The sequence below is a fragment of the Ruegeria sp. AB6 genome (genome assembly GCF_056542685.1).
On record NZ_JBQGAD010000004.1, the window covers coordinates 179427 to 205319 of the forward strand.

The window sequence follows — 25893 nt, forward strand, 5'->3', positions numbered from 1 at the left end:
CTTAAAAAACCACGACCTGCGATGGAGCCACAGCAATGCCTGCTGAAATTCGAAAAACACTGCTGCATGTCGAAGAGACGCTGATCGAAGGTGGCAAAACCGCCGAGACCCCGCTGAAGATGATCGCGGCGATTGCAGTGATCAGAAACCCCTGGGCCGGTCAGGGCTTTGTCGAAGACCTGCGCCCCGCGATCCATGATTGCGCACCAGGGCTGGGCGAGTTGCTAACCAGGATGATCCTGGATGCATCCGGCGGCGGCGACAAGGTCGAAGGTTATGGTAAATCCGCCATCGTCGGCGTGAATGGCGAGGTCGAGCATGCCTCGGCCCTGATCCACACGCTGCGGTTCGGCAACCACTATCGTGAAGCAGTGGGCGCGAAGTCCTATCTGGCCTTCACCAACACCCGTGGTCCCGCGAGCGCGCCGCTGCAAATCCCGCTGATGGACAAGAATGACGGCGGCAGACGCAGCCACTACCTGACCATTCAGCTTTCAGTCGCCGATGCGCCCGCGCCGGATGAGATCGTAGTTGCTCTGGGGGCATCGATTGGTGGACGTCCGCATCACCGTATCGGTGACCGCTATCAGGACCTCAAGGAATTGGGCCATGACGTTGACAACCCTGCGGCTGTCTAAGCCTTTCGGGCGCGTTACCTATTGCGAGGCGGGGCGAGGTGCCCCGCTGGTCTTGATTCATGGCGTGGGCATGCAGTCGGCTGCATGGCAGCCGCAGATTGAGGCGTTCTCGACGCAATACCATGTCATGGCGCTGGATATGCCGGGACATGGGGGCAGCGACGCGTTGGGCGGCACGCCAAAGTTACCGGACTATGTGGCTTGGTTGCACGCGGTTGTCGCCGCTCTGGATTTGGGGCCGGTCTGTTTGGCCGGGCACTCGATGGGCGCTCTGATCTCGGGCGGGTATGCCGTAACTCACCCGCAGAGGGTGGCGCGTGTTGCTTTGCTGAATGGCGTTTTTCGCCGCACGCAGGCTGCCCGAGATGCAGTAACAGCCCGCGCGCTTGAGATCCGCAAGGGCAGTTTTGATCTGGAAACGCCGCTAAAACGGTGGTTCGGTGACGCCCCGGCTGAACAGGTCGCCAGCGCCAAAGTGGCTGGATGGCTGTCTTCGGTGAACCTTAAGGGCTACGCTGATGCCTATGGGGCCTTTGCGGATGGGGATGAGGAATATGCGGACGAGTTTGCCAAAATCCCTTGCCCACTGCTGGCGCTAACCGGCGCGCTGGACCCAAATTCGACGCCTGAAATGGCGCAGGCCATGGCAGATGCAGCTCCGCTGGGACGCGCCGCCACCATCGAAGGTGAGCGCCACATGGTCAATCTGACAGCGCCCGAACAGGTCAATGCGATACTGGCCGACTGGTTGCAGGCCCCGATGGACGAAAGGGAAACCGCATGACGAGTTTTGATCCACGCGCGCTGAGGAACGCGTTTGGGGCATTCATGACCGGCGTCACGGTTGTGACGACCCATGATGAAGACGGCAACCCGCTGGGCTTTACCGCGAACTCATTCAGCTCGGTGTCGCTGGATCCGGCACTGGTGTCGGTCTGTCTGGCCAACAGCTCGCGGAACTATGAGGCATTTGCCAATGCCAAGGGCTTTGCCGTCAACATCCTGTCGGAATCGCAAAAGGATGTGTCCAACACCTTTGCCCGCCCAGTCGAAGATCGCTTTGCCGCCGTGGACTGGCGCCCCGGTCCTGTTGGGTCGCCCGTGTTCGTTGGCGTCTCGGCCTGGTTTGATTGTTCGACCTTCAAAACGGTCGAAGCGGGCGACCACCTGATCCTGATCGGCAAGGTCGAAGCCTTTGACACCTCGACCGCGCCGGGGCTGGGCTATGCCCGTGGCGCCTATGTCACCCCGGCCGCCGAAGCCGAAGCGCTGAGCCAGAGTACAAACCTGATCGTCTCGGCCCTGATCGAGCGTGAGGGCAAGGTACTGCTGATCGGTAATGATCAGGGTCGTCTGACGTTGCCCGAAACCAAGACCGGAAAGAACGGGGCCTCAGCCGCCCTGAATCGTCTGATCGAGCAATGTGGTGTCCGCGCCGAGCCGGGGTTCATCTATTCCGTCTACGAAGACGAAGCGCGCGAACAACAGCACATCTCGTTCTTGTGCCAGGCGGCCGAGGGGGAACCCACCCAAGGCACCTTTACCGAACTGACTCAAACCACTCTGATGGACATTGCCGATGCCGCGATGTGCACCATGTTGGAGCGGTTCGCTCAGGAAAACCGCATGGGCAATTTCGGGGTCTATTTTGGCAATCAGGTCAGCGGCAAAATCCGCCCGATCTCATCTGAAAAAGAGTGACGCAATGAAGTTCTCGCTTTTTGCACATATGGAGCGCATCGATCCGAAGGATGATCAAAAACAGCTTTATGATGAATTCGTTCAGCTGTGTCAGATCGCGGATGAGGCCGGGTTCAACTCGGTTTGGACGGGTGAACATCATGGGATGAACTTCACTATCGCCCCGAACCCCTTCATCAATCTGGTGGACCTGGCCAACAAGACCATGAATGTGCGTCTGGGCACAGGCACGATCATCGCACCCTTTTGGCACCCGATCCGTCTGGCTGGCGAGGCCGCGATGACCGATCTGATCACCGATGGCCGGCTGGAACTGGGCATCGCGCGCGGGGCTTACTCGTTCGAATATGAACGCATGATGCCCGGTATGGACGCGTGGGAGGCTGGCCTGCGCATGCGCGAACAGGTTCCGGCGATCAAAAAGCTCTGGGCCGGGGACTATGCGCATGACGGCGAATTCTGGCAGTTTCCGAAAACCACCTCTGCCCCGCAACCGGTGCAAAAAGACGGTCCGCCGATCTGGATCGCCGCGCGCGACCCCAACAGCCATGAATTCGCCGTGTCCAACGGATGCAATGTGCAAGTGACGCCGCTGTGGAACGGAGACCCCGAGATTGAATCGCTGATGGGCAAGTTCAACGACGCCTGCGCCAAATTCCCTGATCAGCCGCGCCCCAACATCATGTTGCTGCTGCACACCTACGTTGCCAGCGACTCGGACGATGCGAAACAGGCCGCAGTCGAGTTAAACCGGTTCTACAACTATTTCGGCGCCTGGTTCATGAACAAGCGCGAGATTAATCAGGGTCTGATCGATCCGCTGTCAGACGACGACATCGCCGCACATCCGTTCTATACGCCGGAAGCGATTCAGCGCGATTTGGCCATCGGAACCGCCGAAGAGCTGGTGGAACGGCTGAAGAAATACGAGGCCCTAGGATATGACGAGTATTCTTTCTGGATCGACAGCTCAATGCCATTCGAGCGCAAGAAAGCCTCGCTTGAACGGTTCATCTCGGTGGTGATGCCAGCTTTTCAGTAAGGACAGAATATGCAACAGTTTCAGCAGTATATCGACGGTGCTTTCTCGGACGGAGCCGCACAGTTCGAAAGCAAGGACCCGGCAACCGGCCAGCCCTGGGCTTTGATGCCCGAGGCCCGCGCCGAAGATGTGAACCGGGCCGTTTATGCTGCCGAGCGGGCATTTTTGGATCCCGAATGGACCAATATGACTGCAACGCAGCGGGGCAAGCTTTTGCTGCGTTTGTCGGATTTGATCGCGGAAAATGCACCGCGTCTGGCCGAGTTTGAGACCCGCGATACCGGTAAGATCATTCGCGAGACGTCCGCCCAGATCGCCTATGTGGCCGAGTACTACCGCTACTACGCCGGTCTGGCTGACAAGATCGAAGGGGCTTTTCTGCCCATCGACAAGCCGGACATGCAGGTCTGGTTGCGGCGTGAGCCTGTGGGCGTCGTGGCGGCGGTGGTTCCCTGGAACTCGCAACTGTTCCTGTCGGCGGTCAAGATCGGCCCGGCTTTGGCGGCGGGGTGCACGGTCGTGCTGAAAGCCAGCGAGGAAGGCCCCGCGCCGATGCTGGAATTTGCTCGAATCTTCGATCAGGCGGGTTTTCCCAAGGGCGTTCTGAACATCATCACCGGATTCGGGCCTGATTGCGGGTCGGTCCTGACCAGCCATCCGAAAGTGGCCCATGTGGCCTTTACAGGCGGCCCCGAAACCGCGCGCCATATCGTGCGCAATTCTGCCAACAATCTGGCCTCAACCTCGCTGGAACTGGGCGGGAAATCTCCGTTCATCGTGTTTGAAGATGCCGATCTCGACAGCGCCGTGAATGCGCAGGTGTCGGGGATTTTCGCGGCCACCGGGCAAAGCTGCGTGGCCGGATCGCGCCTTGTGATCCAACGTTCGATCAAGGACGAATTTCTGACACGCTTGAAAGAAAAGGCCGAGAATGTGGTGATCGGATCACCTCAGGACATGGCGACCGAGGTTGGACCGCTGTGCACCCTGCGTCAGCGCGACCGTGCTCTTGACCTGATTGACCGGTCCGTTGCGCAGGGCGCGCGACTAGTCATTGGCGGGCAGGTGCCCGAGGGTGCGGGGTATTTCTTCCCCCCGACCATTCTGGATTGCACCGACGCGCCCGATGCGCCCTGCGTGACCAATGAATTCTTTGGCCCTGTTCTGTCGGTCCTCAGTTTTGAGACCGAGGCCGAGGCGCTGGCCATCGCCAATGACACGCAGTTCGGTCTAGCCTCGGGCCTGTTCACCCGCGACCTGACCCGCGCGCACCGCATGATGCGGGGCATTCGTGCGGGCATCGTCTGGGTCAATACCTACCGCGCCGTCAGCCCGATTGCGCCGTTTGGGGGCTTTGGTTTGTCAGGGCACGGGCGCGAGGGAGGCGTTGAGGCAGCGCTTGAATACACCAAAACCAAAGCAGTGTGGCTGCGCACCAGCGATGACCCGATCCCGGACCCGTTTGTGATGCGGTAGCTGCGGCAATTCGCGTGCCCGACAGCTGCGAGTTCCTGCATAAAACCATGAAAAGCCTGACCAGGACAACAACGAAGCGCCAGCCTCCAACGTTGTTGAAAATTCCTCATTGGGATTGAATGCTTTTTGAGGGGCGTTCACTGTAAACCCTGATTGGAATGTTGGACTTCAAACCCAACGGCACAACCAAGCGGAATTGGAGCGTCAGCATGGCTTGGCCCAGCAACCACAGGACAACCGAAGAGGATCGCCAGCGATGGCGTGACACATACGCCGATAGCGACGCTGCCGCAGGTATCGTAACCACGGAAGATTTCGAGCCCTTCAAACAGCGCAACGATATGTTCACCCGCGCATTCTGGGACGATACGGTGCGGTCGAAACATACAGATGGCTTCTTTCAAAGCTACCGAATGAAGGCGAACTATCGCAACGGTGACGGGTTTCGGCAAAAGGATTTTGCCCTTCGCAATGCCAGTTGGCTTATCTCCGATATCATCAGCAATCGCTCGGCTGATCAGGGGCGGCGTGAAGGCTTTCAGGCACCGATCTCGGAAGACACGCCCGTCGCCGAAACCAAGGTAGAGATCGATAATCCAATGGCCATGGCGGCAGAGATCAAGCGTATCGCCCGGTTCTTTGGCGCAGATCTGGTTGGGCTTACCGATTTCGATGACCGTTGGATCTATTCCAGTCGCGTTGACACGCGGGATTTCTCGGACGCCGAAAATACGCTGCCCGTGGGGCTGACCAGCGTGATCGTATTGGGCCACAAAATGGATCAGGAACTGGTGGCAACCTATCCTTCGGCTTTGGCCGGAGCAGCCACTGGGCGCGAATACAGCCACGAGGCCGCAATCGTCATACAGTTGGCTGCCTATATCCGGAACTTGGGATATCAGGCGGTACCCTCAATGAATGATACCGGGCTGGTTATTCCCTTTGCTATCAAAGCCGGGCTGGGCGAATACGCCCGCAACCAAATGGTCATCACCCCGGAATTTGGCCCTCGGTTGCGGTTCTCCAAGATTTTCACCAACCTGCCTTTGAGCCATGACGCTCCGCGCCCGCTGGGGGTTCGGGCGTTTTGCGACATTTGCACCGAATGCGCAGATGCCTGCCCGGCAAAGGCCCTGCCCTATGGACTACCTGAAGTCAGCGCAGCATCCGAGGCATCAGCCATCCAAGGTGTGCGCAAATGGACATCGGACGCCAAAGCCTGTTTTCAGTATTGGGCCAGACTGCAAAGCGATTGCGCGATTTGTATGCGCGTCTGCCCATTCAATCGCGACTTTGACAAATTGACCGACCGGCTTTGGCGAAAACTTGCACTTGGCCGCTGGCGCAAACTGGCCTTGTGGCTGGACAAACGCAGCAACCGAGCCAAACGCCTGAAGCCCAAGGATTGGTGGGACGGCGCATGACGGCAACGCGGTTTGCGCAATCTTATCGCCAGTGAGGTGGACAGGCCGCTTCGTACCCAGGAATGGCCTCTATTCGCCGCGCCCAGTCAGCAAGGTTCGGATAGTGTTCGTCCAGGGGCAGCACCTGAAGATCCAGCCCATCAGCGCCATCATAGTTAGCCCCGCGCAAAAGCTGCATCACGGCCGGAAAGACGATTAAATCGGCGGCCGAAATATCAGACCCGCAGACGAAATGCCGATTGGCAAGGTTCGCCTCCAGAGCTGACAGTTCCTGATACACAGGCTCGATTGCCGTCATGATCTCGTCGGCCTTTTCCGCTGAACGTTTGCGGAAAATTGGCCGGACCACATTGCCAATCGGCGCTCTGAGGCGATCTCCGGCTTCACAGACGGTCTGCCATATTTCCGCAGTCTGCACCTTGTCGGTTCCGAACAGTGGCGGCTCTGGATAGGCCGCATCCAGATAGGCCAAGATCGCGTTGGTCTCTCGCACCGTTACGTCGCCATCCACAAGCACGGGAACATTTCCACGGGGATTGATCGCTAGAAATTCCGCACTTTTCTGCTCACCTGCCGAGTTGCTCAGGCGTCGCGCGTCGTAAGACAATCCTTTGACAGCCAGAGCGAGCATAACGCTCCAACAAGGCGGGCTTCCGCTTATGAAATAGCACGCGCGATCTGTCATGATGTCCTCCGATGCGTATGGCTAACCCGCCGCGGAGCATCTTGGCAATATGTCTGGCGATCAACGGTTTGTGGGCTTTAAAACATACCTTTGGGCAATAACACGGATAGCCGGGAGCGGAGTATCAAGCTGGGATTCAAGCAACGCAAGCCGTAAGAGAACGTCGCGAAGTTGCGTTAAAAAAGGCCTTATTCCACATATTGCTCTTTCATTTCTGCATCCAAAGTAGAACCAAATTCGCAAAATTCCGAATCTAATTTATGATAATTTCGGATACGCCAGTTTGTCGTCTCTGACACTTGATGGGCGGCACACCGGCGTGTTTCAATTTTCTGGCCACCCGGCGCAGATGGCCTTTGGCCGCAAACCAAGGAAAGGTCAGCTTTCCCAAAAACCTAAAAGGGCGAAACGACCCTGCTAATACTCATAACAACACCAACAGAAAAACGACCAACGTGGAGAAATCAGATGAAGAAACTTACAACGCTTTTGGGGGGCGCATCCGTGGTGATCGCCGGACCGGCAATGGCCGCAGATATTGTTATCGGCGTTCCAAACTGGGCGTCAGTCAATGCCACAGCCCATATCCTTGAGGTTGTTATCGAAGAAAACCTCGGTCTGGATGTTGAACTGCAAAACGGCACCAACCCTATCGTATTTGAGGCGATGGACAGCGGATCGATGCACGTCCATCCCGAAGTCTGGATGCCGAACCAGCAAAACCTGCACGACACCTATGTCAAAGACAATGGAACTGTCGTGATGAACCAGAACCCCGTGCAGGCTGAACAGGGCATGTGTGTGCCCACCGCCACCGCCGAAAAATATGACATCAAGTCCATCGACGACCTCAGTGATCCGGACAAGATGGCCATCTTTGACACGGATGGAAACGGAACACCCGAGGTGTGGATCGGTGCGCCGGGCTGGGCTTCGACCGTGGTCGAGAAAATCCGGGCCAAGTCTTATGGCTATGACCAGATTTTCGATCTGACCGAATATGAAGAAACCATCGCTTATGCCAATCTGGCAAACGCGGCGAAGGCAGGCGATCCCTGGATCGGGTTCTGCTACAGCCCGCACTATATCTTTGTCACGCAGGATCTGACTGTTCTGGAAGAGCCCGCGCATGATCCGGCAACCTGGACCATCGTGCAGCCGACAGACGACCCGGATTGGCTGGAAAAATCCGAGGCATCCTCGGCCTGGAACGGGGCCACTCTGCATCTGCACTATGCCAAAGAGCTGGAAGAGAACTTCCCTGAGGTGGCGGCTCTTTTCAACAATTATCAGATGAGTGGCGATGACCTGAGCGCAATGGGCAAGGCACTGGCCGTTGACAATATCGAAGCCGCAGAATTTGCCCGTCAGTGGGTAAACGACAACGAAGACACCGTCATCGGGTGGCTGACAAACTAAGTCGCAGATATCCGGGCCGCCGAGATCTTCCCGGCGGCCCTTTGCATATCTGCGGGCGAAACTTCGCCGCACGAGGGACATATGGACGAACCTGTCGTAAAACTAGAAAATGTCTGGAAAATATTCGGCGCGCGCGCCGAGGAAGCCATGGCTGCCGTTAGGGCGGAAGGAATTGGAAAACCCGAAGTTCTGGAAAGATTTAATTGCGTGGTCGGCGTCCAAGGTGCGACGTTCGAAGTCCCCAGAGGAGAGATATTCTGCATTATGGGCCTGTCCGGCTCGGGTAAGTCGACGCTGGTGCGCCATGTCAATCGGCTGATAGAGCCGACCGCCGGAAAGATCGAAATTCTAGGGCAGGACGTTTCGAAGATTTCCGAGTCCGAGCTGCGCCGTATCAGGGCACAGCAGATCGGAATGGTGTTCCAGCACATGGCGCTGATGCCGCATAGGTCAGTGCGCGATAACGTCGCCTACCCGCTTGAGATCAGAAAAATATCTAAATCCAAACGCTGGGCAGTATCGGACCATGCGCTCGGCCTTGTGAACCTCACCGGTTACGAGGATCGTTTGCCCAAAGAGCTGTCTGGCGGGATGCAACAGCGGGTGGGTATTGCCCGGGCGTTAGCCTCGGACCCCGAGATCCTGCTGATGGATGAACCCTTCTCGGCGCTGGATCCATTGATCCGGCTACAATTGCAAGACCAGTTCAAGGCGCTTGTGGCGCAGTTGCAAAAGACCACCCTGTTCATCACCCACGATCTGGACGAAGCCATCCGCATCGGCCACCGGATTGCGATCATGAAGGATGGTGTGATCGTTCAGATCGGCACTCCGGAAGACATCGTGATGAACCCCGCCGACGATTATGTGCGTGAGTTCGTTCAGGGCATTTCGAAACTCAAACTGGTCAAGGCGCACTCGATCATGGAGCCGATCGACAGCTATGCCGGGCCACTTGATGGCGCCCCGCGCGCGGATGAAGGCTCGGATCTGGATCAGTTGATTGATCTGGCAGTGGGAACTGATTTGCCCGTCGTCATCACGGATGCGGGCAATGACATCGGTGTCGTGACCAAGCCGCGCCTGCTGCGCGGCATTCAGGGGGGCAAAAATGACTGATGCAACCGCCGAGGTAAAAGTAACAGCAGCCTCCGACATCGAAGTCGACCGCGAAGCTTTGGACAAGTCCATTCAGGAATTTGCCGGCCCGAACGGAGATTATTATGTAAACGCGTTCCACAAAATTCACGACGCGACCAGCGCAATGCCCAATACCTTCAACAAATGGGCGGCAGCGCTGGGTCCGCTCTGGTCAGCCTCCCGCGCGATCTGGGGGATGTTCTGGGCGTTTTTGATCCTTGAGATCATCGCATGGGTCCAGATCGGGCGCGGCGCATGGGGCAATCCGGGGGCCGAGTTTTCGGACCGGGCAGCCGGACAGTTGGACCGTGCCGCCGAGTTGTTGGAACGCGCAGCAAACGCAACCGAGCAGTCGGATATCGATCGGTTCACGCGTTTGGCTGAAAACATCCAGAAGGCAGCAGATACCAGTCTGGAACGGGCGGCAGCTGCTCAGGCCGAAGCGACGGGAATCCTGCTCACCGGTCTGGTCATGCTCGTTGTATTCAAGCTGATACAGGGCCTTTACGCTGATCGCATCTATGAAAAACAGTATTCCAGATGGCGCATTGATCCCGACAGTACGGAAAGCGGCCGGTCCACGCGCAACACCGTTCTGGGCGCAGTGCTTGTAGCAGCGATCGCGCCGCTGATCGTCTATAAGTTCACGGTCAATGCGTCGATTGCGATGCTGGACGCATTCCCGGAAAAAGAGGTCTCGGCACTGTTTTTGGGTGAAGATGGCGGCACGTTGTTCTCAAGCCTTGCCAGTTGGATGGAGGCCAAGATCGACGCCGCAGCCCTTGCGGGCGGGGATGTGTTCGACGGGATTGTTGCCGGAGTCCGCTCTGTCCTGGATGCGCTGACGGTGGCGTTGATCGGATCGCCGTGGCCGGTGGTGATGTTAGTGATTTGCGTCACCGCGTGGCGTGCGGCGGGGCCGCGCGTGGCGATCTTTACTGCCGCGTCTTTGGCTTACATCGCACTTCTGGGTTACTGGGATGTCGCGATGGAGACTGTGGCCCTGGTTGGTGCTGCCGTGTTGCTTTGCGTGGTAATCGGCATTCCGTTGGGTATCTGGTTTGGCAAATCAGCACGGGCCTACCGTGCGGCTGAACCGGTGCTGGACCTGATGCAAACGCTGCCCGCATTCGTCTATCTGATACCAATCATCGCCTTCTTTGGCACTGGCAATCCGCCGGGCATTCTGGCCACGATCATCTTTGGCATGCCGCCGGTGATCCGCCTAACGGCGCTGGGGATGCGCGGCGTGCCCGACAGCATCAAAGAGGCTGCCGTGGCCTTCGGTGCCTCGAAATGGCAGTTGCTCAAGGATGTTGAGATTCCGCTGGCGCTGCCTTCGATTATGACCGGGGTGAACCAGACCATCCTGATGTGCCTGTCGATGGTGGTGATCATTTCGCTGATTGGCGGCGGCGGTCTGGGCAAGGAAATCCTTGAGGCGCTGCAATATGCGGCCAAGGGTCCGGGTCTGCTGGGCGGCTTTGCCATCCTGTTCTGTGCCATGGTCATCGACCGGATCGTGCAGGGGGCCTTCCGGCGAGAAGACGAGAAAATCTAAACACAAAGCGCCCCCGCCAGCCGGGGGCGTTTTCCCTTTAAGGGGACGCAGATGACCGACCGCTATGAACAGTCGATGATGGATAACCTCTATTGGTGGGGCGTACCGACCCTGTTTCGCTGTCCCAATACAGGGGCCGAGGGTCAGGACATCGCCTTGGTCGGCGTCCCCCATTCCACCGGCAACGGTACGACTGAGCGGGATCAGCACCTTGGTCCCCGCGCGTTGCGCCATGTCTCGGCCGTGCAACGCCGGGTGCATTCGCTATTCGATATTGACCCGTGGAGCAGCGCAAAGATCGCAGATGTGGGCGACGTGCCCTTTCCGCGCGCGAATGACAACGAGGACTGCATCGAGCGTATCACGGCATTTTTCAAGGACATCGACGCAGCAGGCGCGCGGCCCGTATCAGTGGGCGGAGACCACTCGATCACCGGCGGCATCGTGCAGGCGCTGGGGCGTGGTCAACTGGCTAAAGGTGAGCCGATCAGCTTCCTGCATCTGGACGCACATACGGATGTATTTACCAAGGTCGATCACTTTTTGGGCGCAAAGAAATCGGCCGCCCATTGGGGCGCTTACCTGGCCGATCAGGGGCAAGTTGATCCAACGCGGTCTATGCAGATCGGTCTGCGAGGTCACCCGCGCAGTCTGGATTGGCTGCAACCGTCTTATGACTATGGCTACAACATCGTCACCATGCGCGAATTCCGCCAGCGCGGGCTGGAGGACGTGGTGGCGCAGACGCGCGAAGTGTTGGGCGACCGTCCGGTCTATATCACCTTCGATCTGGATTGCCTCGACCCGACCGTCGCGCCCGCGGTGTCCAATCTGGAACCCGGCGAGAAGGGCTTCGACATTGACGAAGCCGTGGGGATTTTGCGGGCCGCGCGCGGGCTGAATATCGTGGGCGGAGACGTGGTCTGCATGATGCCCACCAAGGACAGCCCCAACAACATCACTGCTTTAACGGCAGCGGCAGTGATGTTCGAGATGATCTCGATGATCGCCGAAAATGTCCGCTAGCGGCGGGCGTCCACGGCTTGCGCCAGAACACAGAGCAGTTCGAACATCAATGATATCCCCAGCCACGCGGTGCTGCCCGAAGCGTCGAAGGGTGGAGAAACTTCAACCAAATCGGCCCCTACGAGGTTGATCCCAGACATTTCCCGAATAACCTGCTGGGCCTGAAAGCTGTTTGGGCCGCCGATCTCGGGCGTTCCGGTGCCGGGGGCAAAGGTGGGGTCGACGAAGTCGATGTCATAGGTGCAATAGGTCGGCGCATCACCGACAATACTGCGCACCTCGGCCATCACCTCGCCGATGCCGCGGTCGAACAGTTCTTCGATACGGATGATGCGGATACCCTGCTCCTCTCCCCACTCGATATCCTCGGTGTTATAGGCGGTGCCACGAACGCCGATCTGGACAAAGCGTTTGGGGTCCACCAACCCTTCTTCAACCGCGCGCCGGAAGGGGGTGCCATGGGTGAACTTGTGTCCACCGAAATAGGTGTCGAACAGGTCCGTGTGGCTGTCAAACTGGACAAGACCCAGCGGACCGGAACTAGCCAGCGCGCGCAGCACCGGCAGAGTGGTCAAGTGATCGCCCCCGGCCGTCAACGGAGTAATGCCGCGCGCGTGCAAGTCGGCGTAAAACATCGTGACGCGGTTCAGCGTATCCTCAATATCCACTGGGTTTGGCGCGACATCCCCAAGATCAGCACAATTGACCAACGAGAATGGCGCAACACCTGTCACCGGGTTCATTGCGCGGATCATCGTCGAATAGTCGCGCAACTGACGCGGCCCATGCCGTGCACCGGGGCGGTTGGTAGTGCCGCCATCCCAGGGGATGCCAATCAGGCCCAGTTCGACCTCGGCGATGCGTTCGTGATCCAACGTCATGCCCGGCAAGCGCATGAACGTCGGAATCCCTGCAAACCGGGCCAGATCCATCGCCGAAACCGGCTGAAAAAAAGAGTTGGTCATGTGGTGCCTCTACCCTGTCATACTGCGACCCTAGCCGCTGACATCAGACTTGGGAATGGCCGGAACGGTTCAGATCAGAATATCAAAGCGCCCTCGGATTTCGGCGTCTTGCTGAGGTGTGAGATATTCAGGATGATGGGTATCCAATATGGCTTTGGCCTTTTCCCGCGCAGCGGCCCAAGCGTCTGTCGCGCCTTCTTCTTGCCAGGTGCGGGGTTCATTCCGGTCGGCCAGCGACGGATAGAAATAATCGCGCTCCATCGCTGCATAGGTCTCGGCGCTGCCCAGAAAATGGCCGTCTCCAAGTACAGATTGGCATATCGCCTCGAAACCCAGATTTTCTTCGGTTACTTCGATTCCGCGTAAAGCCCTGTATGTGTGGGAATGCATTTCATCATCTAGCACAAAACCCTCGAAGCTGGCCCCCAGCAGGGATGCCGTCATGCCCGAACTTTCGTAGATCAAGTTCCCTCCTGCCAAAGCGGCAGCCAAAGACGTCATCGCTTTTTCAACACCGTATTGCGCGTCAATGGCCTTGGCGTCGGTCATTGACGCCGCCACCCCGGATGGCAAGCCTAGCCAGTTGGTGATTTGCGCGGAAGCAGCATTCAAAATCGCCGTCTCGCCACTGCCCCCGGCAAAAGCTCCGGTGCGCAGGTCTACGACAAAGGGCCAGTTCGAGAACACCATCGGAAAACCAGGACGGATTGTATTGACCATCACCAGACTAGCCAATGTTTCGGCCAGTGACTGGGCCAGAAACCCTGCAAGCGTTGCCGGTGCCGTTGCCCCCGCTTGGGCGGCTGTAATACAGGACATCGGGATGTTATGGGCGACGCACTCATAGACTACGTCCACCGCATCCTCGCCGTAGCGCAGCGGTGAGATCACCGGACTGATATGGGCCTTCAGAAAAGGCCGTTTGGCAAATTCGCCTGGGCCTCCAGCCGCAATGTCCAGCATTTGAACAATAGGAGCTACGTTTTCGGCCAGCGTAAAAGAGGTCGCCACAGGTTTGGTCGTGTTGCGCAGCAGCGCATAGGCCGTGTTGATGTCCAGATCGCGCACGTCCGGCACATCCGTGGCCACGCAACAGCGCGTAAACCAGCTGACATTGGAAAGCATGTCTTGCAGACGCGTAAAGTCATGCAGATCGGCCAGGGTTGATGGGCGATACAACCCGGTCTCCAAATCCAGCGTCTGGACGGCTGCGCCACCAGTGCCGAAATACACGCTATCACCGCCTACTTCGATCGAGCGCACCTTGTCGCGGCCATGAAAGGTAAATGTCTTGGCGGCCGTCTGAATCGACCGCTGCACCATGGCGCGTGGAAAGACCAGCCTCTCTCGATCTCTCGGCTGAGCACCGGCTGCACGCAAATCCGCGGCAAGACGGTCGGGCACATTGCCCATGCCAAGCGTCTCCAGAAGACGCAAAGCTGTCTCAAAGATCTGGTCCAATTCTATCGGAGACAGAGGTTTGAACGCCCCGCCCCTCTGGCCGGGTGGACAGGGGTCGACAACCGGCCTGGCCGCGCGCTGCGCGTGCCGGGCCTTTCGACCGCTTCGCTTACCGCTTTCTGCTGGCATCGTACCTCTTACTGCCTATCTTTCGGCCAGCCTAATCGGCAATCACAGCCATTCGCAAAAGCGAACTGCGAATATCAATATCCTCAATCGCCGTTTCGATTTTTCCACACTGACAACACCTCTGTTGTCGCGCTGCTTCGTTCTTACGCAAAACTGGCTTTGTACCAAAAAGGAGCATTGCCGATGAAGTCTCGCACCAAAGCTGTTGTGATCGGCGGCGGGATCGCCGGGTGTTCAACACTTTACCATTTGACACAGGAAGGTTGGACCGACGTTGTTCTCGTCGAACGGAATGAGCTGACTTCAGGCACGACATGGCATTCGGCTGCCCAGGTGACGAACTTTGGCATGAACCAGACGATGGTAGGGCTTAAGTCACACTCGATCCGGCTATACAAGAAACTGGCCGAAGACCCCGACTATCCGATCAACTACCACCACGGCGATGGCGGCATCCGTTTGGCCAATACCGAGGCGCAGATGCAGGGTTATCGCCACTTTGCCTCGATGGCGCGCGGGATGGATGTGCATTTTGAGGTGATCGATGCACAGGAATGCGCGCGGCGGCATCCGCTGATCTCGACCGAAAACCTGATCGGCGGACTTTGGGACCCGCTTGATGGCGATATCGACCCGGCGCAGCTGTGTCAGGCCTTGGCCCGTCGCGCCCGAAAAGCAGGGGCCGAGGTCTATCGCAACACACCCGTCACGGCCCTGACCCAGCACAGCGACGACACGTGGACTGTACACACAGAACATGGCGACATTGACTGCGATGTTGTGGTCAATGCCTGCGGATACCGCGTGAATGAAGTCGGTGCGATGATGGGGGTGCATCATCCCGTCGCCTCGATGGAGCATCAGTATTTTCTGACCGAAGAGATCCCCGCCATCCGTGATGCGGGGCACCGCATGCCCCTGCTGCGCTGTCCGATCAGCGACTATTATTGTCGGCAGGAAAAGAACGGGCTGTTGCTGGGGTTCTATGAACAAAACTGCAAGACGTGGGGCATGGACGGGATCGACCCGAATTTCGTCAATGCGCTCTGCCCCGATGATCTGGACCGGGTAACCGACGTGTTGGAGGGCGCTTTTGCCCGCATGCCAGCCCTGATGGAGGCTGGGGTTCACACCGTGGTCAACGGCCCGATCACCTATACCATCGACGGCGCGCCTCTGGTCGGGCCGATCCCTGGCAAGCGCAACGCATTCTGCATCATCGGCCTGCGGGCAGGTCTGGGCGAAGGCGGCGGCCACGGTTGGCTGTTGGCGCAGCAGATCGTGCATGGTGAGGCATGCTATGACACATGGTGCCTCGATCCGCGCCGGTTTACCGGGCATGCGAATGTGGAACTGACCGCTCTGAAAGCCATTGAAGACTACCAGAATGAGTTTCGCTTTCACTTCCCCCACGAACACCGCCCCGCCGGACGACCGGCGAAGACGACGCCATTGACACCGGTGCTAGCGGCCGAAGGGGCTGAGTTCACGGTGATCAACGGATGGGAAAGGGTGGACTATATCAAGCCATCTCCTGAATTCACCCACGCCCTCAGTTTCGATTTTGACGAAACCTTTGATCTGGTCGCCGCCGAGGTTGCCAGCGTGCAGGCCGGCGTCGGGCTGGCCGAGGTTAACGGTTTCAACCGAATTGAGATCACCGGCGCTGACCGGCACAGTTTCCTGGATCGGATGCTCTGCGGCATTGTCACGCGAAAGACCGACCGGGTCGGTTTGGGCTATCTTCTGAACCAACATGGCATGATCAAGGCCGAGGCCACAGTTGCCAACCTGCCCGCCAGTGACCGCGGGCCCGAGAGGGTCTGGTACGGGTCAGCAGCTGCCAGCGAGTTCCATGACATGGATTGGCTGATCCGCCATATACGGGCCGATGAAGACGTGCAACTGCGAAGCCTGACCAATGACCAAACCATTCTGATCCTTGCAGGCCCCAAGTCGCGCGATGTTCTGTCGACCTGCGCGCGGGGCGACTGGTCGGCGCAGGCCTTCCCGTGGCTCAGCTTGCGCGAATGTTATGTCGGGTTCGCCCCGGCCACCGTGATGGCGGTTAGCTTTTCCGGTGAGCTGGCCTATGAAATTCACGTCCCCAACGCTTCGCTTTATGCGGCCTATCTGGCGTTACGACAGGCGGGTGAAGCGCACGGGCTGAACCTGTTCGGCGCCCGCGCGGTTGAATCCATGCGGATGGAGAAAAGCTTTCTGCATTGGAAGGCCGACCTGATCACAGAGTTCGATCCTTTTGAAACCGGTCTGGAACGCTTTGTGAAACTGGACAAAAGCGATTTCATCGGCCGCGATGCGCTGCTGAAACGACAATCTAACGGCCCGCGCAAAAAATTAGTCGCCTTGCAGCTTCAGGCTACTGACCGGCCTGCGCATCCGGGCGCGTCACTGATGCAAGACGGTCAGGTCGTCGGCACTGTCACTTCGGGCGCATGGGGGCATCGGGTTGGCCTGAACCTCGCACATGCGTTTGTGAACCCAGCGCTAGCCGAAGTCGGAACCGAGATCGATCTGGATTCCTGCGGACAGATCGTGCGCGCCACGATCATTCCGCCATCCCCATACGATCCGGGGTTTGACCGGGTGAAGGCCTGATTTCATCCTCTCTGGCGAATTTCCCGTTGCCGTGGGTCGAAAACTTTGCTTGGCTTTGTTTCGAGGAAATCGAAACAACGGGTGTTACACGTGTCCAAAGCTCTAAGCCTGCGCTGGTTGGAAGTGTTCCGTCTGGTCGCTAAGTCGGGGTCGATCCAACAGGCTGCGTCCGAGACCGGCTTGTCGATCAGCACTGTCTCCAACCACCTACGAAGTCTTGAAGCCGCGCTGGGGGTTGAGCTGGTCGACCATGGTCGGCGACCAATGGGCCTGACCCCCGCGGGTGAGGTCTTTGCCCGTTATGTGCGCGACGGACTGACCGTGTTGAAACGGGGTGAGGCCGAAATTCGATCCGGTAACTGGAAACACGCAACCGATCTGCGCCTAGCTCTGATTGACGATTTCGACAATCAGATCGCGCCGGATTTGTTCCGCTTTCTGGCGCAGGCGCTACCTCGTTGCAGTTTTCGCCATTACACTCGCCCCAGTCACGAGATTCTCGCTAACCTTCAGGAACACAAATTGGACGCCGGGGTGGCCACGCGGCCGTCAGAACGGACCGACGGGCTGATCGAATACCCTCTGATGCGCGATCCATTCATCGTGATTTTACCAATGTCCTATCAGGGTGCGCCCGAAAACCTGCTGAAACCGGACGCGGAATTGCCCCTGCTGCGCTATTCTCGGGACTACATGATCGGCAAGCAGATCGAGATTCAGTTAACCCGCAGCAAATACAACCTGCCCAACCGGTTCGAGATGGAGTGTAATCATTCAATCATCGGGCTGGTCGCCGAAGGCAGCGGCTGGGCAATCACGACGGCCGCATGTTTTCACCGGGCTCAACGGTTCCATGACAGCGTCAAAGCGCTTCCGTTTCCGGGTCGGAACTTTGTGCGGACGGTCTCACTGTTCACTACGGAAGTGTACCCTGAAACAACTTCGAAACTGATCCAGAAGGTCATGACTCAACTGATCCGCCAACACTTTACCGAGCCGATGGCGGGAAGCCATGGCTGGCTAAAGAACGACTTCCGGACGATGGAAGGCGAGGCAGCCTAGCCTTTCGCCGGTGGGCCCAACGACTGACGTTCGACAATATGCGTATCCAGCCTTGATCCTGTTCCGTCTGACTGTTGTTCCAACATCGAAACCAGTTCCATAGCCGCCCTGCGCCCCATTTCCCGATGCGGGACGTGAACGGTCGTCAAAGCCGGTGAGACGATGCGGGCCAGTTCAATGTCATCGAACCCGGTGATGGACACATCGCGCGGCACGTTCAAACCCATTTCCCTGGCCCGATGCAGGGCACCAACAGCCAGAACATCGTTCCCGCATAGTACTGCGGTGGGCCGAACGCTCTGCGACATCAACCTATCGAACGCCGCGGCGCCATTTTCGATTTCATAAGATATTTCAATGATGGTCAGGTCCAAAGGCGAAATACCATGCCGGGCTGCCGCCTGTTCTATTCCTTCGATCCGAAGTCGCGCCCGGTCATTGCCGGACCGAATGCCCGAAATCACGCCAATCCGCCTGTGACCCAGACCGATCACCCGGTCGGCCAGTTCGGCCATGGCGGCGCGGTTGTCAAATCCAACCGAAGGCAATTGTGCGTCCGGCAGAAAAGACCACGCAATCAGGGCCGGGATTTTGCGGCGCTCCAGCTCTGTGTAAATCTGCGGCGCACGATCATGCCCGATCAACAACAACGCATCCGCCCCCCGCGCGATAAGGGTGCGGATCTGCTCCTCTTCAATTTCGGGTTTGTAGGCCGAGCTTGAGACCAGCAGTGTATAGCCATGTGTGTGCAGCTCTTCCTGAAAGGCCTGCAGACCACGCGCAAAGATCGCGTTCTCCATAGTCGGAATGATGGCCCCGACGGTCAGGCTGCGCTTCGCTGCCATGACCCTTGCAGCAAAGTTAGGCATGTAACCCAGCGCATCAACGGCCGATTGCACCCGTTCGCGCGTCGACTTGACCACCCGGTCGGGGGTATTGAGACAGCGCGAAACGGTTGCGGTCGAAACTCCGGCCATTTTGGCGACATCGTCCAGTGTCGGCGCCGTTCGAAGTTTTGACATTCCCAATCCTGCCATTTGTCTTTGCCAATAAGTCTAGACGCAACGGCCGCCGTAGGAAAGCAATTATGTAAGCGCTTGCAATTTACATGTAAGCGCTTACAAATGATGTTGAACCGAATCTCGAGAAAGCCCAAGACATGTTCCTGACCGCATCCGTTATCGTCTTCGTGATCTACTTTGCGAACGTCGCAATGGGCGCTTTTGCGGGTGGCGCATTTCTCGGCGACGTCGGAGAGATGATGGTTCTGTTCGCGGCGTCGATCCTGTTCGTTGTCGCAATTCTGAAAAAGGAGGCTGATCGCAACGCAGAACGCGACGGCTGACTTTTTTGCTTGGGAGGGCAAACAATGAACAAGGATAAACTGGAACTGGCGTCGGCCGAGCGCCGCAATTTCCTGAAGCTCAGCGCCACGGGGGCATTCACGGCAGCCCTGGTCGCCGGGGCCGGTGGAGTGTTGTGGTCATCCGAGGCCACCGCGCAGACCGCAAAGGAAGAACGCGAGCGTGAAAACGCGGCCGATCATGTGATGACCATCGCCACGGCCTATGTGCTGGGTGCGTCACGCAGCTATCCAATCATGCAGCTGGACCTGAAGGAAAACATCCAGAACGCCACAAACGGCAAGGTATATGTCAAACTAGCCCCCGGCGGGCAGTTGGGTGCGGGCGGATCGCTGGTTCAGAAGGTTCAGGGTGGTACAATTCAGGCCGCACAGCACTCGCTGTCGAATTTTGCACCTTTTGCCTCGACCGTTGACCTGATCAACATGCCGTATCTTTGTGGCTCGAACCAGAAATTCACCAACCTTGTGAACTCGGACACCTGGAAGAACGAGGTGCATCCCAAGGTCGAGGCCGCCGGCTTCAAGGCGCTGTTCTACGTTGTGATCGACCCGCGCGTGGTTGCGGTGCGTCAGGGTGGCAATGCAATCATCACGCCGGGCGACATGAGCGGTGTGAAGTTCCGCGTTCCGGGCTCGAAGATGCTGCAGCAATATTACCGTATGGCGGGCGCAAACCCGACGCCGGTTGCCTGGGGTGAGACCCCCTCGGCCATTAAGCAAGGTGTCGCGGATGCGCTGGACCCGTCAGTGGGCGCACTGTTCGTGTTCGGTTTCAAGGATATCCTCAGCCATGTGACCTTCACGCAGGCGGTGCCGGACAGTCAGGTCTATTCCTGTAACCTGGAGTGGTTCAATTCGATGCCGCCTGACGTTCAGGAGGGTATCATGTGGGGTGCGGAAATGACCGCGCATCAGAACTTGGCCAAAGTGCCCTCGGCCCGCGCCTATGCCATGGCCGAGCTGAACAAGGCGGGAGTCGAGTTCCACTCGCTCAGTTCCGATCAACTGGCCGAATGGGAAAGCGTCGGCGGCTATCAGAACGCCGAATGGGACCCCTTCAAGACCGAGCTTGCCGGGTCGATGGACGCGTTTGAAAAGCTGGTCGAGGCCGCAGGCACGCAGGGCAAATACTACGTCCACGACGCATAACAGACAGGCAGCGGGCGCAGCGAGTGAGCCCGCGATCTTCCAAAGCAGCCGGACCTGAAGCAGGCCCGCCAAAGAAGGCTATGGCCCGGTTGCTCTTTTGCCGAGGGAACAGATGACCCTACTTCAAAACATAGACCGCAACGCCGAGCGCTGGCTGCTGCTGGTGTTCTACGTGATGCTGGTCATCACCATGGCCATCGAGGTTCTTCGGCGTGAGATTTTCGCTTTCTCGTCGATCTGGGGCGAAGAGATCGTCCGCTATTCTTTCATCTACCTTGCGTGGATCGGTGCGGCAGCAGCCGTAAAGGAACGCGCCCATATCCGCATCGACGTGATCATGCACTACCTTGGGCCGCGTCCCAAGGCGCTGCTGTATATCCTTGGCGATCTGGTGATGTTCGGCGTGGCGGTCATCGCGCTCTACTGGTCGTATGAGGCGGTGCATGTTTCGGCCAAGTTCGGTTCGGTGACGGACGGGCTGAGGGTATCGAAGGTGTGGTTCCTGATGGCCGTGCCCACCGGTTTTGCGCTGATGATCTGGCGTCTGATCCAGTCACTGATGCGCGATCTGAAATGCCTGAGGGACGGCACGCCCGTCTTCGAAGGCGACAAGCTGTTTGACTGAGGGGACACGCGATGCTTTGGGGTTCTCTTAATCAAACTGTTGAACTTGGGTGGGATTTCTACCTGCCTGTTATCCTGTTCGTTGGTCTGATTGCCTTGGCTGTGCCCGTCTGGGCGGCCATCGGCACTGCCGCTATCGTGATGCTGGTCATGTCCGGCGACCTGCCGTTGAGCCTTGTGGGCGAAAGCCTTTTCACCGGCATCGACGCCTTCGCCCTGACGGCCGTACCGCTGTTCATCCTGACCGGGGACGTGCTGGTGCGCACGGGGTTGTCGCGAAAGTTTCTGGACGTGGCCGAGGCGTTGACTTGTTTCGCCAAGGGCGGCTTTGGCTCGGCCACTGTTCTGGTCTGCGGCATGTTCGCGGCGATCTCGGGCTCGGACGCGGCGGGCGCTGCTGCGGTGGGCCGAATGACGATCAATCGGCTGGTCGAAAGCGGTTATCCCCGCCCCTATGCCTGTGCGCTGGTCGCGGCAGGGGCCTGTACCGGCATCCTGATCCCGCCCTCGATCGCCTATATCATCATCGGTCTTGTGCTGGGTATTTCGGCCTCGACCCTGTTTCTGGCCGCCCTCATCCCCGGATTGGCCATTCTTGTCTCGATCCTTGTAACCAACATCATCATGAACCGCATCTACGCCTATGAGGGCGGCGGCATGATGACCATGGGCGAATGGCTGGCCAATCTGGGCAAGGCGCTGAAATCCGGCTGGTACGCGTTCATTGTGCCGGGGATCATCTTCTACGGCATCTTCTCGGGCCGCCTGACGCCCACCGAGGCTGGTGCGACCGCTGTCGTCGTCACCATCATCATGGGCTTCATCCTGCGCACGCTGACGCTGGCTGATTTCCCGTCGATGCTGGTCAGTTCTGCCAAGGTGAACGGGGTGATCTTGCCGATCATCGCCTTCTCGGCTCCGCTGGCCGAGGCACTGGCGATCATGGGTGTGCCGCAGGGGTTCGTGACGGCCGTGACCTCGATGACCGATGACCCCTATCTGCTGATCCTGCTGATGATCGGCATCCTGATCGCCGCAGGCTGTGTCATGGAGACGACACCGAATATCGTGATCCTGGCTCCGATCCTGAAACCGCTGGCGGACAATATCGGCATGAACGAGATTCAGTTCTGCATTATGATGATCACCGCATTGGGTGTGGGCTTTATCACCCCTCCTTTGGGTCTGAACCTGTTCGTTGTTTCCGGGATAACCGGAGAATCAATTCTAAAAATCGCGGCGCGCGCCGTGCCCTTTGTTCTGACCATGCTGATCGTGGTAATCCTGATCGCCTATGTACCGGCGGTGTCGACGACATTGCTTCCTGCCATCTACCAATAGGACCTGCTGACCATGCCCCGTGACTATCTGAAAAAGGCGACATTGACGGCGCAATCTCATGCGTCCGAAGTGCACGACACGGTCAAGACGATCCTTGCCGAAATCGAGGCGGGTGGTGATGCCAAGGCGCTGGAATACGCCGCCAAGTTCGACAAGTTCGAAGGCAATGTGCTGATGACACAGGCCGAGATTGACGCCGCCATTGCATTGGTGCCCGAGAAGCTGAAGGCCGACATCCGCTTCGCCCATGACAACGTGCGCCGATTTGCCGAGGCCCAGAAAGCGACCGTGTCGGACGTCGAGGTCGAGATCGTACCAGGCGTGACCGCAGGCCAAAAGGCGATCCCGGTGGACGCGGCAGGCTGCTACGTCCCCGGCGGGCGCTACAGCCACATCGCCAGCGCAATCATGACCGTGACCACAGCCAAGGTGGCTGGATGTCGTCATATCACCGCTTGTTCGCCCCCGCGTCCCGGTGAAGGTGTGGCCCCAGCCATTGTCTATGCCGCCCATATCTGCGGTGCCGACAGCATCTTGGCCATGGGCGGGGTACAGGGCGTGGCCGCGATGACCTATGGCCTGTTCGGCCTGCCGCGCGCGAATATCCTTGTGGGCCCGGGCAATCAGTTCGTAGCCGAGGCCAAGCGCATCCTCTATGGCAAGGTCGGCATCGACATGATCGCCGGTCCCACAGACAGTCTGATCCTTGCCGACAGCAGCGCCGACGCGCATGTGGTGGCAACCGATTTGGTCAGTCAGGCCGAGCACGGCTACAACTCACCCGTTTGGCTGGTGACGGATGACCGGGCTTTGGCGGAAAAGGTGATGGAGTTGGTGCCCGCCCTGATCGAAAACCTACCCGAGTTGAACCGAGAGAATGCCTCGGCCGCGTGGCGCGACTATGCCGAGGTGATCCTGTGCGGCGACCGAGAGGAAATGGCCGCCTGTTCAGATGCTTACGCGCCCGAACACCTGACCGTGCAGGCCGAGGATCTGGAGTGGTGGCTGGATCGGCTGACTTGCTACGGCTCGTTGTTTTTGGGTGAGGAAACGACAGTGTCCTATGGCGACAAGGCCACCGGCACCAATCACGTCCTGCCGACTTCCGGCGCGGCCAGCTATACCGGCGGGCTGAGCGTTCACAAATACATGAAGATCGTCACATGGCAGCGGGCCACCCGCGAAGGGTCGAAGCCCATCGCCATTGCGACTGCGCGGATTTCAAGACTGGAAGGCATGGAAGGCCACGCCCGCGCTGCCGATGTTCGGCTGGCGAAATACTTCCCCGATGAACAGTTCGACCTGTCCGCAGATGGATGATCCGCGCACGCTTTTTGACCTGACCGGTCGGGTCGCGTGTGTCACCGGCGCCAGTTCCGGCCTTGGGCGGCAAGCGGCCAAGGTTCTGGCCGCCGCCGGAGCAAAGGTCGTGGCCGTGGCCCGTCGACACGATGCTTTGGCCGGGCTGGTCGCCAAGATTGGTAACAGCGCGGCCATGGTCGCCACCAACATCGCGGATAGGGACCAGATCGCAGCGGTGGCGCAAGACATCTCGGACCCTTTCGGACCGCCGGATATTCTGATCCACGCCGCTGGGATCAACACTCGTGAAGCGGCAGATGACGTGACCAGCCAGGGTTGGGATGCAACGCTGGCCCTGAATCTGAGTGCACCGTTTTTCCTGAGCCAAGCGCTGGTGCCTGCCATGAAAGACAAGGGCTGGGGCCGCATCGTCACGTTTGCATCCCTGCAAACCACCCGCGCCTTTCCCGGCGGTATCGCGTATGGCGCGACCAAGGCCGGGATCGGTCAGTTGACCCGCGCCATGGCCGAGGCCTGGTCGCCCCACGGTATCACCGCCAACGCCATCGGGCCGGGGTTTTTTCCGACCGAATTGACACAAGCCGTGTTCGACGACGCCAAACGGGCCGAGCGCAACGCCGCCCAGACCTGTATCGGGCGCAACGGACGGATGGAGGATATCAACGGGCCGATCCTTTTCTTGTGCTCAAAGGCCTCGGACTATGTCACCGGGCAGGTCCTGATGGTTGACGGGGGGTTCACCGCAAAATGAAAGCACTGGTGTATGAAGGGGTGGAACATGTGGCCTATCGGGATATGCCCGACGCGGCGCCGCAGGATGCCGAACATCTGATCCGGGTCGAGGCGGTGGGTATCTGCGGCTCGGACATGCACGCCTATCTGGGGCACGATGCGCGACGTCCTGCGCCGCTGATCCTGGGGCACGAAGCCGCCGGGGTAATCGTGGGCGGCCCACGCGATGGGGACAGGGTTACTATCAACCCTCTGGTCCACTGCGGCACCTGCACGGCCTGCCAATCGGGCCGGGTCAATATCTGCCCCAACCGCCAGATCATCTCGATGCCCCCCCGCGAAGGGGCCTTTGCGCAATACGTCGCCATGCCGGACCGCAATCTGGTGACGGTGCCTGACAACGTGCCGCTGGCCAAAGCAGCATTGGCCGAACCGCTGGCAGTAAGCTGGCACACGGCCCGGCTAGGGCTGGAGGCGCTGCATCCCGCGATGGATCGGCGCGCCTTGGTCATCGGCGGTGGCGCCATCGGGTTGGCCGCAGCGCTGGCGCTGAAGGCAATGGGTGTCAGCGATGTCACCATCACGGAACCCAACGACGCCAGACGCACCTATGTGGCGAGTATTTGCCCCTTCAACCTGCGAGCTGAAACAACCGAGACATTCCCACTGGTCATCGACGCGGTAGGCTTCGCAGCGACGCGCCAGGCTGCCTCGGCCCTAGTCGAACCGGGGGGTGTGATCGCTCATGTCGGCCTGGGCGACGGGGGCGGCGGGTTGGACATTCGCCGTATGACCTTGCAGGAAATCACATTTATCGGCACCTATACCTATACGGTCGAGGATTTCCGCCAAACCGCAAGTGCCATTTTTGACGGCAGGCTGGGCGCACTGGACTGGATCGAAATGCGGCCCCTGTCCGAAGGTGCCGAGGCGTTCCGCCAGTTACGCAACGGATCGGTGGCCGTGCCCAAGATCATCCTCACGCCGTGGGATTAGGCCCGGCAGAAACG

At 58.8% G+C, this 25893-nt stretch carries 23 protein-coding genes; 19 read left to right on the forward strand and 4 right to left on the reverse strand.

Annotated features, from left to right (window positions below; genetic code table 11):
- Positions 1-35 precede the first annotated feature (35 nt).
- From ACR0DB_RS10790 to ACR0DB_RS10815, 6 genes are all read left to right on the forward strand, one after another.
- On the forward strand, positions 36-638 hold the full coding sequence (locus ACR0DB_RS10790; protein ID WP_170771969.1) for an amino acid synthesis family protein: 603 nt from the start codon (positions 36-38) through the stop codon (positions 636-638).
- Entirely contained in the window at positions 610-1422 is an 813-nt protein-coding gene (locus ACR0DB_RS10795; protein ID WP_480550755.1) for an alpha/beta fold hydrolase, read from the forward strand. Before ACR0DB_RS10790 ends, ACR0DB_RS10795 begins: the two co-directional genes overlap by 29 nt.
- Complete coding sequence (locus tag ACR0DB_RS10800) at positions 1419-2339, forward strand: flavin reductase (protein WP_170783314.1); 921 nt, start codon at positions 1419-1421, stop codon at positions 2337-2339. The genes ACR0DB_RS10795 and ACR0DB_RS10800 overlap by 4 nt, the downstream gene beginning before the upstream one ends.
- Before the next feature lie 4 nt (positions 2340-2343).
- Positions 2344-3381, forward strand: coding sequence for an LLM class flavin-dependent oxidoreductase (locus ACR0DB_RS10805; protein ID WP_480550757.1), 1038 nt, complete (start codon positions 2344-2346; stop codon positions 3379-3381).
- 9 nt (positions 3382-3390) lie between these two features.
- Positions 3391-4857: an aldehyde dehydrogenase gene (locus ACR0DB_RS10810; protein WP_480550759.1), complete on the forward strand. Its 1467-nt coding sequence runs from the start codon at positions 3391-3393 to the stop codon at positions 4855-4857.
- Between the two features lie 209 nt (positions 4858-5066).
- A complete protein-coding gene (locus ACR0DB_RS10815; RefSeq protein WP_480550761.1) occupies positions 5067-6281 on the forward strand; it encodes a 4Fe-4S double cluster binding domain-containing protein in 1215 nt (404 codons plus the stop codon).
- A gap of 22 nt (positions 6282-6303) precedes the next feature.
- Here the strand turns inward: ACR0DB_RS10815 and ACR0DB_RS10820 are convergent, their stop codons facing one another.
- The gene (locus ACR0DB_RS10820) at positions 6304-6966 is read right to left on the reverse strand and encodes a glutathione S-transferase family protein (RefSeq protein WP_480550763.1); all 663 of its coding nucleotides are present in this window, start codon (positions 6964-6966) and stop codon (positions 6304-6306) included.
- Between the two features lie 468 nt (positions 6967-7434).
- Here ACR0DB_RS10820 and ACR0DB_RS10825 point away from each other — a divergent pair, with 468 nt between their 5' ends.
- The 4 genes from ACR0DB_RS10825 to ACR0DB_RS10840 all read left to right on the forward strand — a co-directional run bounded on the left by ACR0DB_RS10825 (position 7435) and on the right by ACR0DB_RS10840 (position 12112).
- Positions 7435-8385, forward strand: a complete 951-nt coding sequence (locus tag ACR0DB_RS10825) for an ABC transporter substrate-binding protein (RefSeq protein WP_170771954.1) — start codon at positions 7435-7437, stop codon at positions 8383-8385.
- A gap of 81 nt (positions 8386-8466) precedes the next feature.
- On the forward strand, positions 8467-9504 hold the full coding sequence (locus ACR0DB_RS10830) for a quaternary amine ABC transporter ATP-binding protein (RefSeq protein ID WP_170771952.1): 1038 nt from the start codon (positions 8467-8469) through the stop codon (positions 9502-9504).
- Complete coding sequence (locus tag ACR0DB_RS10835; RefSeq protein WP_170771950.1) at positions 9497-11086, forward strand: ABC transporter permease; 1590 nt, start codon at positions 9497-9499, stop codon at positions 11084-11086. Before ACR0DB_RS10830 ends, ACR0DB_RS10835 begins: the two co-directional genes overlap by 8 nt.
- Before the next feature lie 51 nt (positions 11087-11137).
- Positions 11138-12112 (forward strand): arginase family protein, encoded by a 975-nt coding sequence (locus ACR0DB_RS10840; protein WP_480550765.1) that lies wholly within the window; start codon positions 11138-11140, stop codon positions 12110-12112.
- Here the strand turns inward: ACR0DB_RS10840 and ACR0DB_RS10845 are convergent.
- Positions 12109-13077 carry an agmatinase gene (locus ACR0DB_RS10845; protein ID WP_480550767.1) on the reverse strand — a complete coding sequence of 323 codons (969 nt, stop codon included), beginning with the start codon at positions 13075-13077 and terminating at the stop codon, positions 12109-12111. The genes ACR0DB_RS10840 and ACR0DB_RS10845 overlap by 4 nt on opposite strands.
- Before the next feature lie 69 nt (positions 13078-13146).
- Complete coding sequence (locus ACR0DB_RS10850) at positions 13147-14667, reverse strand: trimethylamine methyltransferase family protein (RefSeq protein ID WP_480550769.1); 1521 nt, start codon at positions 14665-14667, stop codon at positions 13147-13149.
- A gap of 183 nt (positions 14668-14850) precedes the next feature.
- On the opposite strand from ACR0DB_RS10850, the gene ACR0DB_RS10855 reads away from it, so the two are divergent.
- Both ACR0DB_RS10855 and ACR0DB_RS10860 read left to right on the forward strand, forming a co-directional pair.
- Positions 14851-17286, forward strand: a complete 2436-nt coding sequence (locus ACR0DB_RS10855) for a GcvT family protein (RefSeq protein WP_480550771.1) — start codon at positions 14851-14853, stop codon at positions 17284-17286.
- A 90-nt stretch (positions 17287-17376) separates the two neighbouring features.
- Complete coding sequence (locus ACR0DB_RS10860; protein WP_480550773.1) at positions 17377-18348, forward strand: LysR family transcriptional regulator; 972 nt, start codon at positions 17377-17379, stop codon at positions 18346-18348.
- Here the strand turns inward: ACR0DB_RS10860 and ACR0DB_RS10865 are convergent.
- Positions 18345-19370, reverse strand: coding sequence for a LacI family DNA-binding transcriptional regulator (locus tag ACR0DB_RS10865; RefSeq protein ID WP_480550775.1), 1026 nt, complete (start codon positions 19368-19370; stop codon positions 18345-18347). The two genes, ACR0DB_RS10860 and ACR0DB_RS10865, sit on opposite strands and share 4 nt — an antisense overlap.
- Positions 19371-19507: 137 nt before the next feature.
- Here ACR0DB_RS10865 and ACR0DB_RS10870 point away from each other — a divergent pair, with 137 nt between their 5' ends.
- The 7 genes from ACR0DB_RS10870 to ACR0DB_RS10900 all read left to right on the forward strand — a co-directional run bounded on the left by ACR0DB_RS10870 (position 19508) and on the right by ACR0DB_RS10900 (position 25879).
- Complete coding sequence (locus ACR0DB_RS10870; RefSeq protein WP_170789284.1) at positions 19508-19693, forward strand: hypothetical protein; 186 nt, start codon at positions 19508-19510, stop codon at positions 19691-19693.
- A gap of 24 nt (positions 19694-19717) precedes the next feature.
- Positions 19718-20863 (forward strand): TRAP transporter substrate-binding protein, encoded by a 1146-nt coding sequence (locus tag ACR0DB_RS10875; RefSeq protein ID WP_480550777.1) that lies wholly within the window; start codon positions 19718-19720, stop codon positions 20861-20863.
- Positions 20864-20975: 112 nt separating this feature from the next.
- A complete protein-coding gene (locus ACR0DB_RS10880) occupies positions 20976-21488 on the forward strand; it encodes a TRAP transporter small permease (RefSeq protein ID WP_480550779.1) in 513 nt (170 codons plus the stop codon).
- Positions 21489-21499: 11 nt separating this feature from the next.
- Complete coding sequence (locus tag ACR0DB_RS10885; protein ID WP_480550781.1) at positions 21500-22828, forward strand: TRAP transporter large permease; 1329 nt, start codon at positions 21500-21502, stop codon at positions 22826-22828.
- 12 nt (positions 22829-22840) lie between these two features.
- Entirely contained in the window at positions 22841-24148 is a 1308-nt protein-coding gene (gene hisD / locus ACR0DB_RS10890; protein WP_480550783.1) for a histidinol dehydrogenase, read from the forward strand.
- Positions 24141-24902 carry an SDR family NAD(P)-dependent oxidoreductase gene (locus tag ACR0DB_RS10895; RefSeq protein ID WP_480551056.1) on the forward strand — a complete coding sequence of 254 codons (762 nt, stop codon included), beginning with the start codon at positions 24141-24143 and terminating at the stop codon, positions 24900-24902. Before hisD ends, ACR0DB_RS10895 begins: the two co-directional genes overlap by 8 nt.
- Entirely contained in the window at positions 24899-25879 is a 981-nt protein-coding gene (locus ACR0DB_RS10900) for an alcohol dehydrogenase catalytic domain-containing protein (protein WP_480550785.1), read from the forward strand. The genes ACR0DB_RS10895 and ACR0DB_RS10900 overlap by 4 nt, the downstream gene beginning before the upstream one ends.
- The last annotated feature ends 14 nt before the right edge of the window (positions 25880-25893 follow it).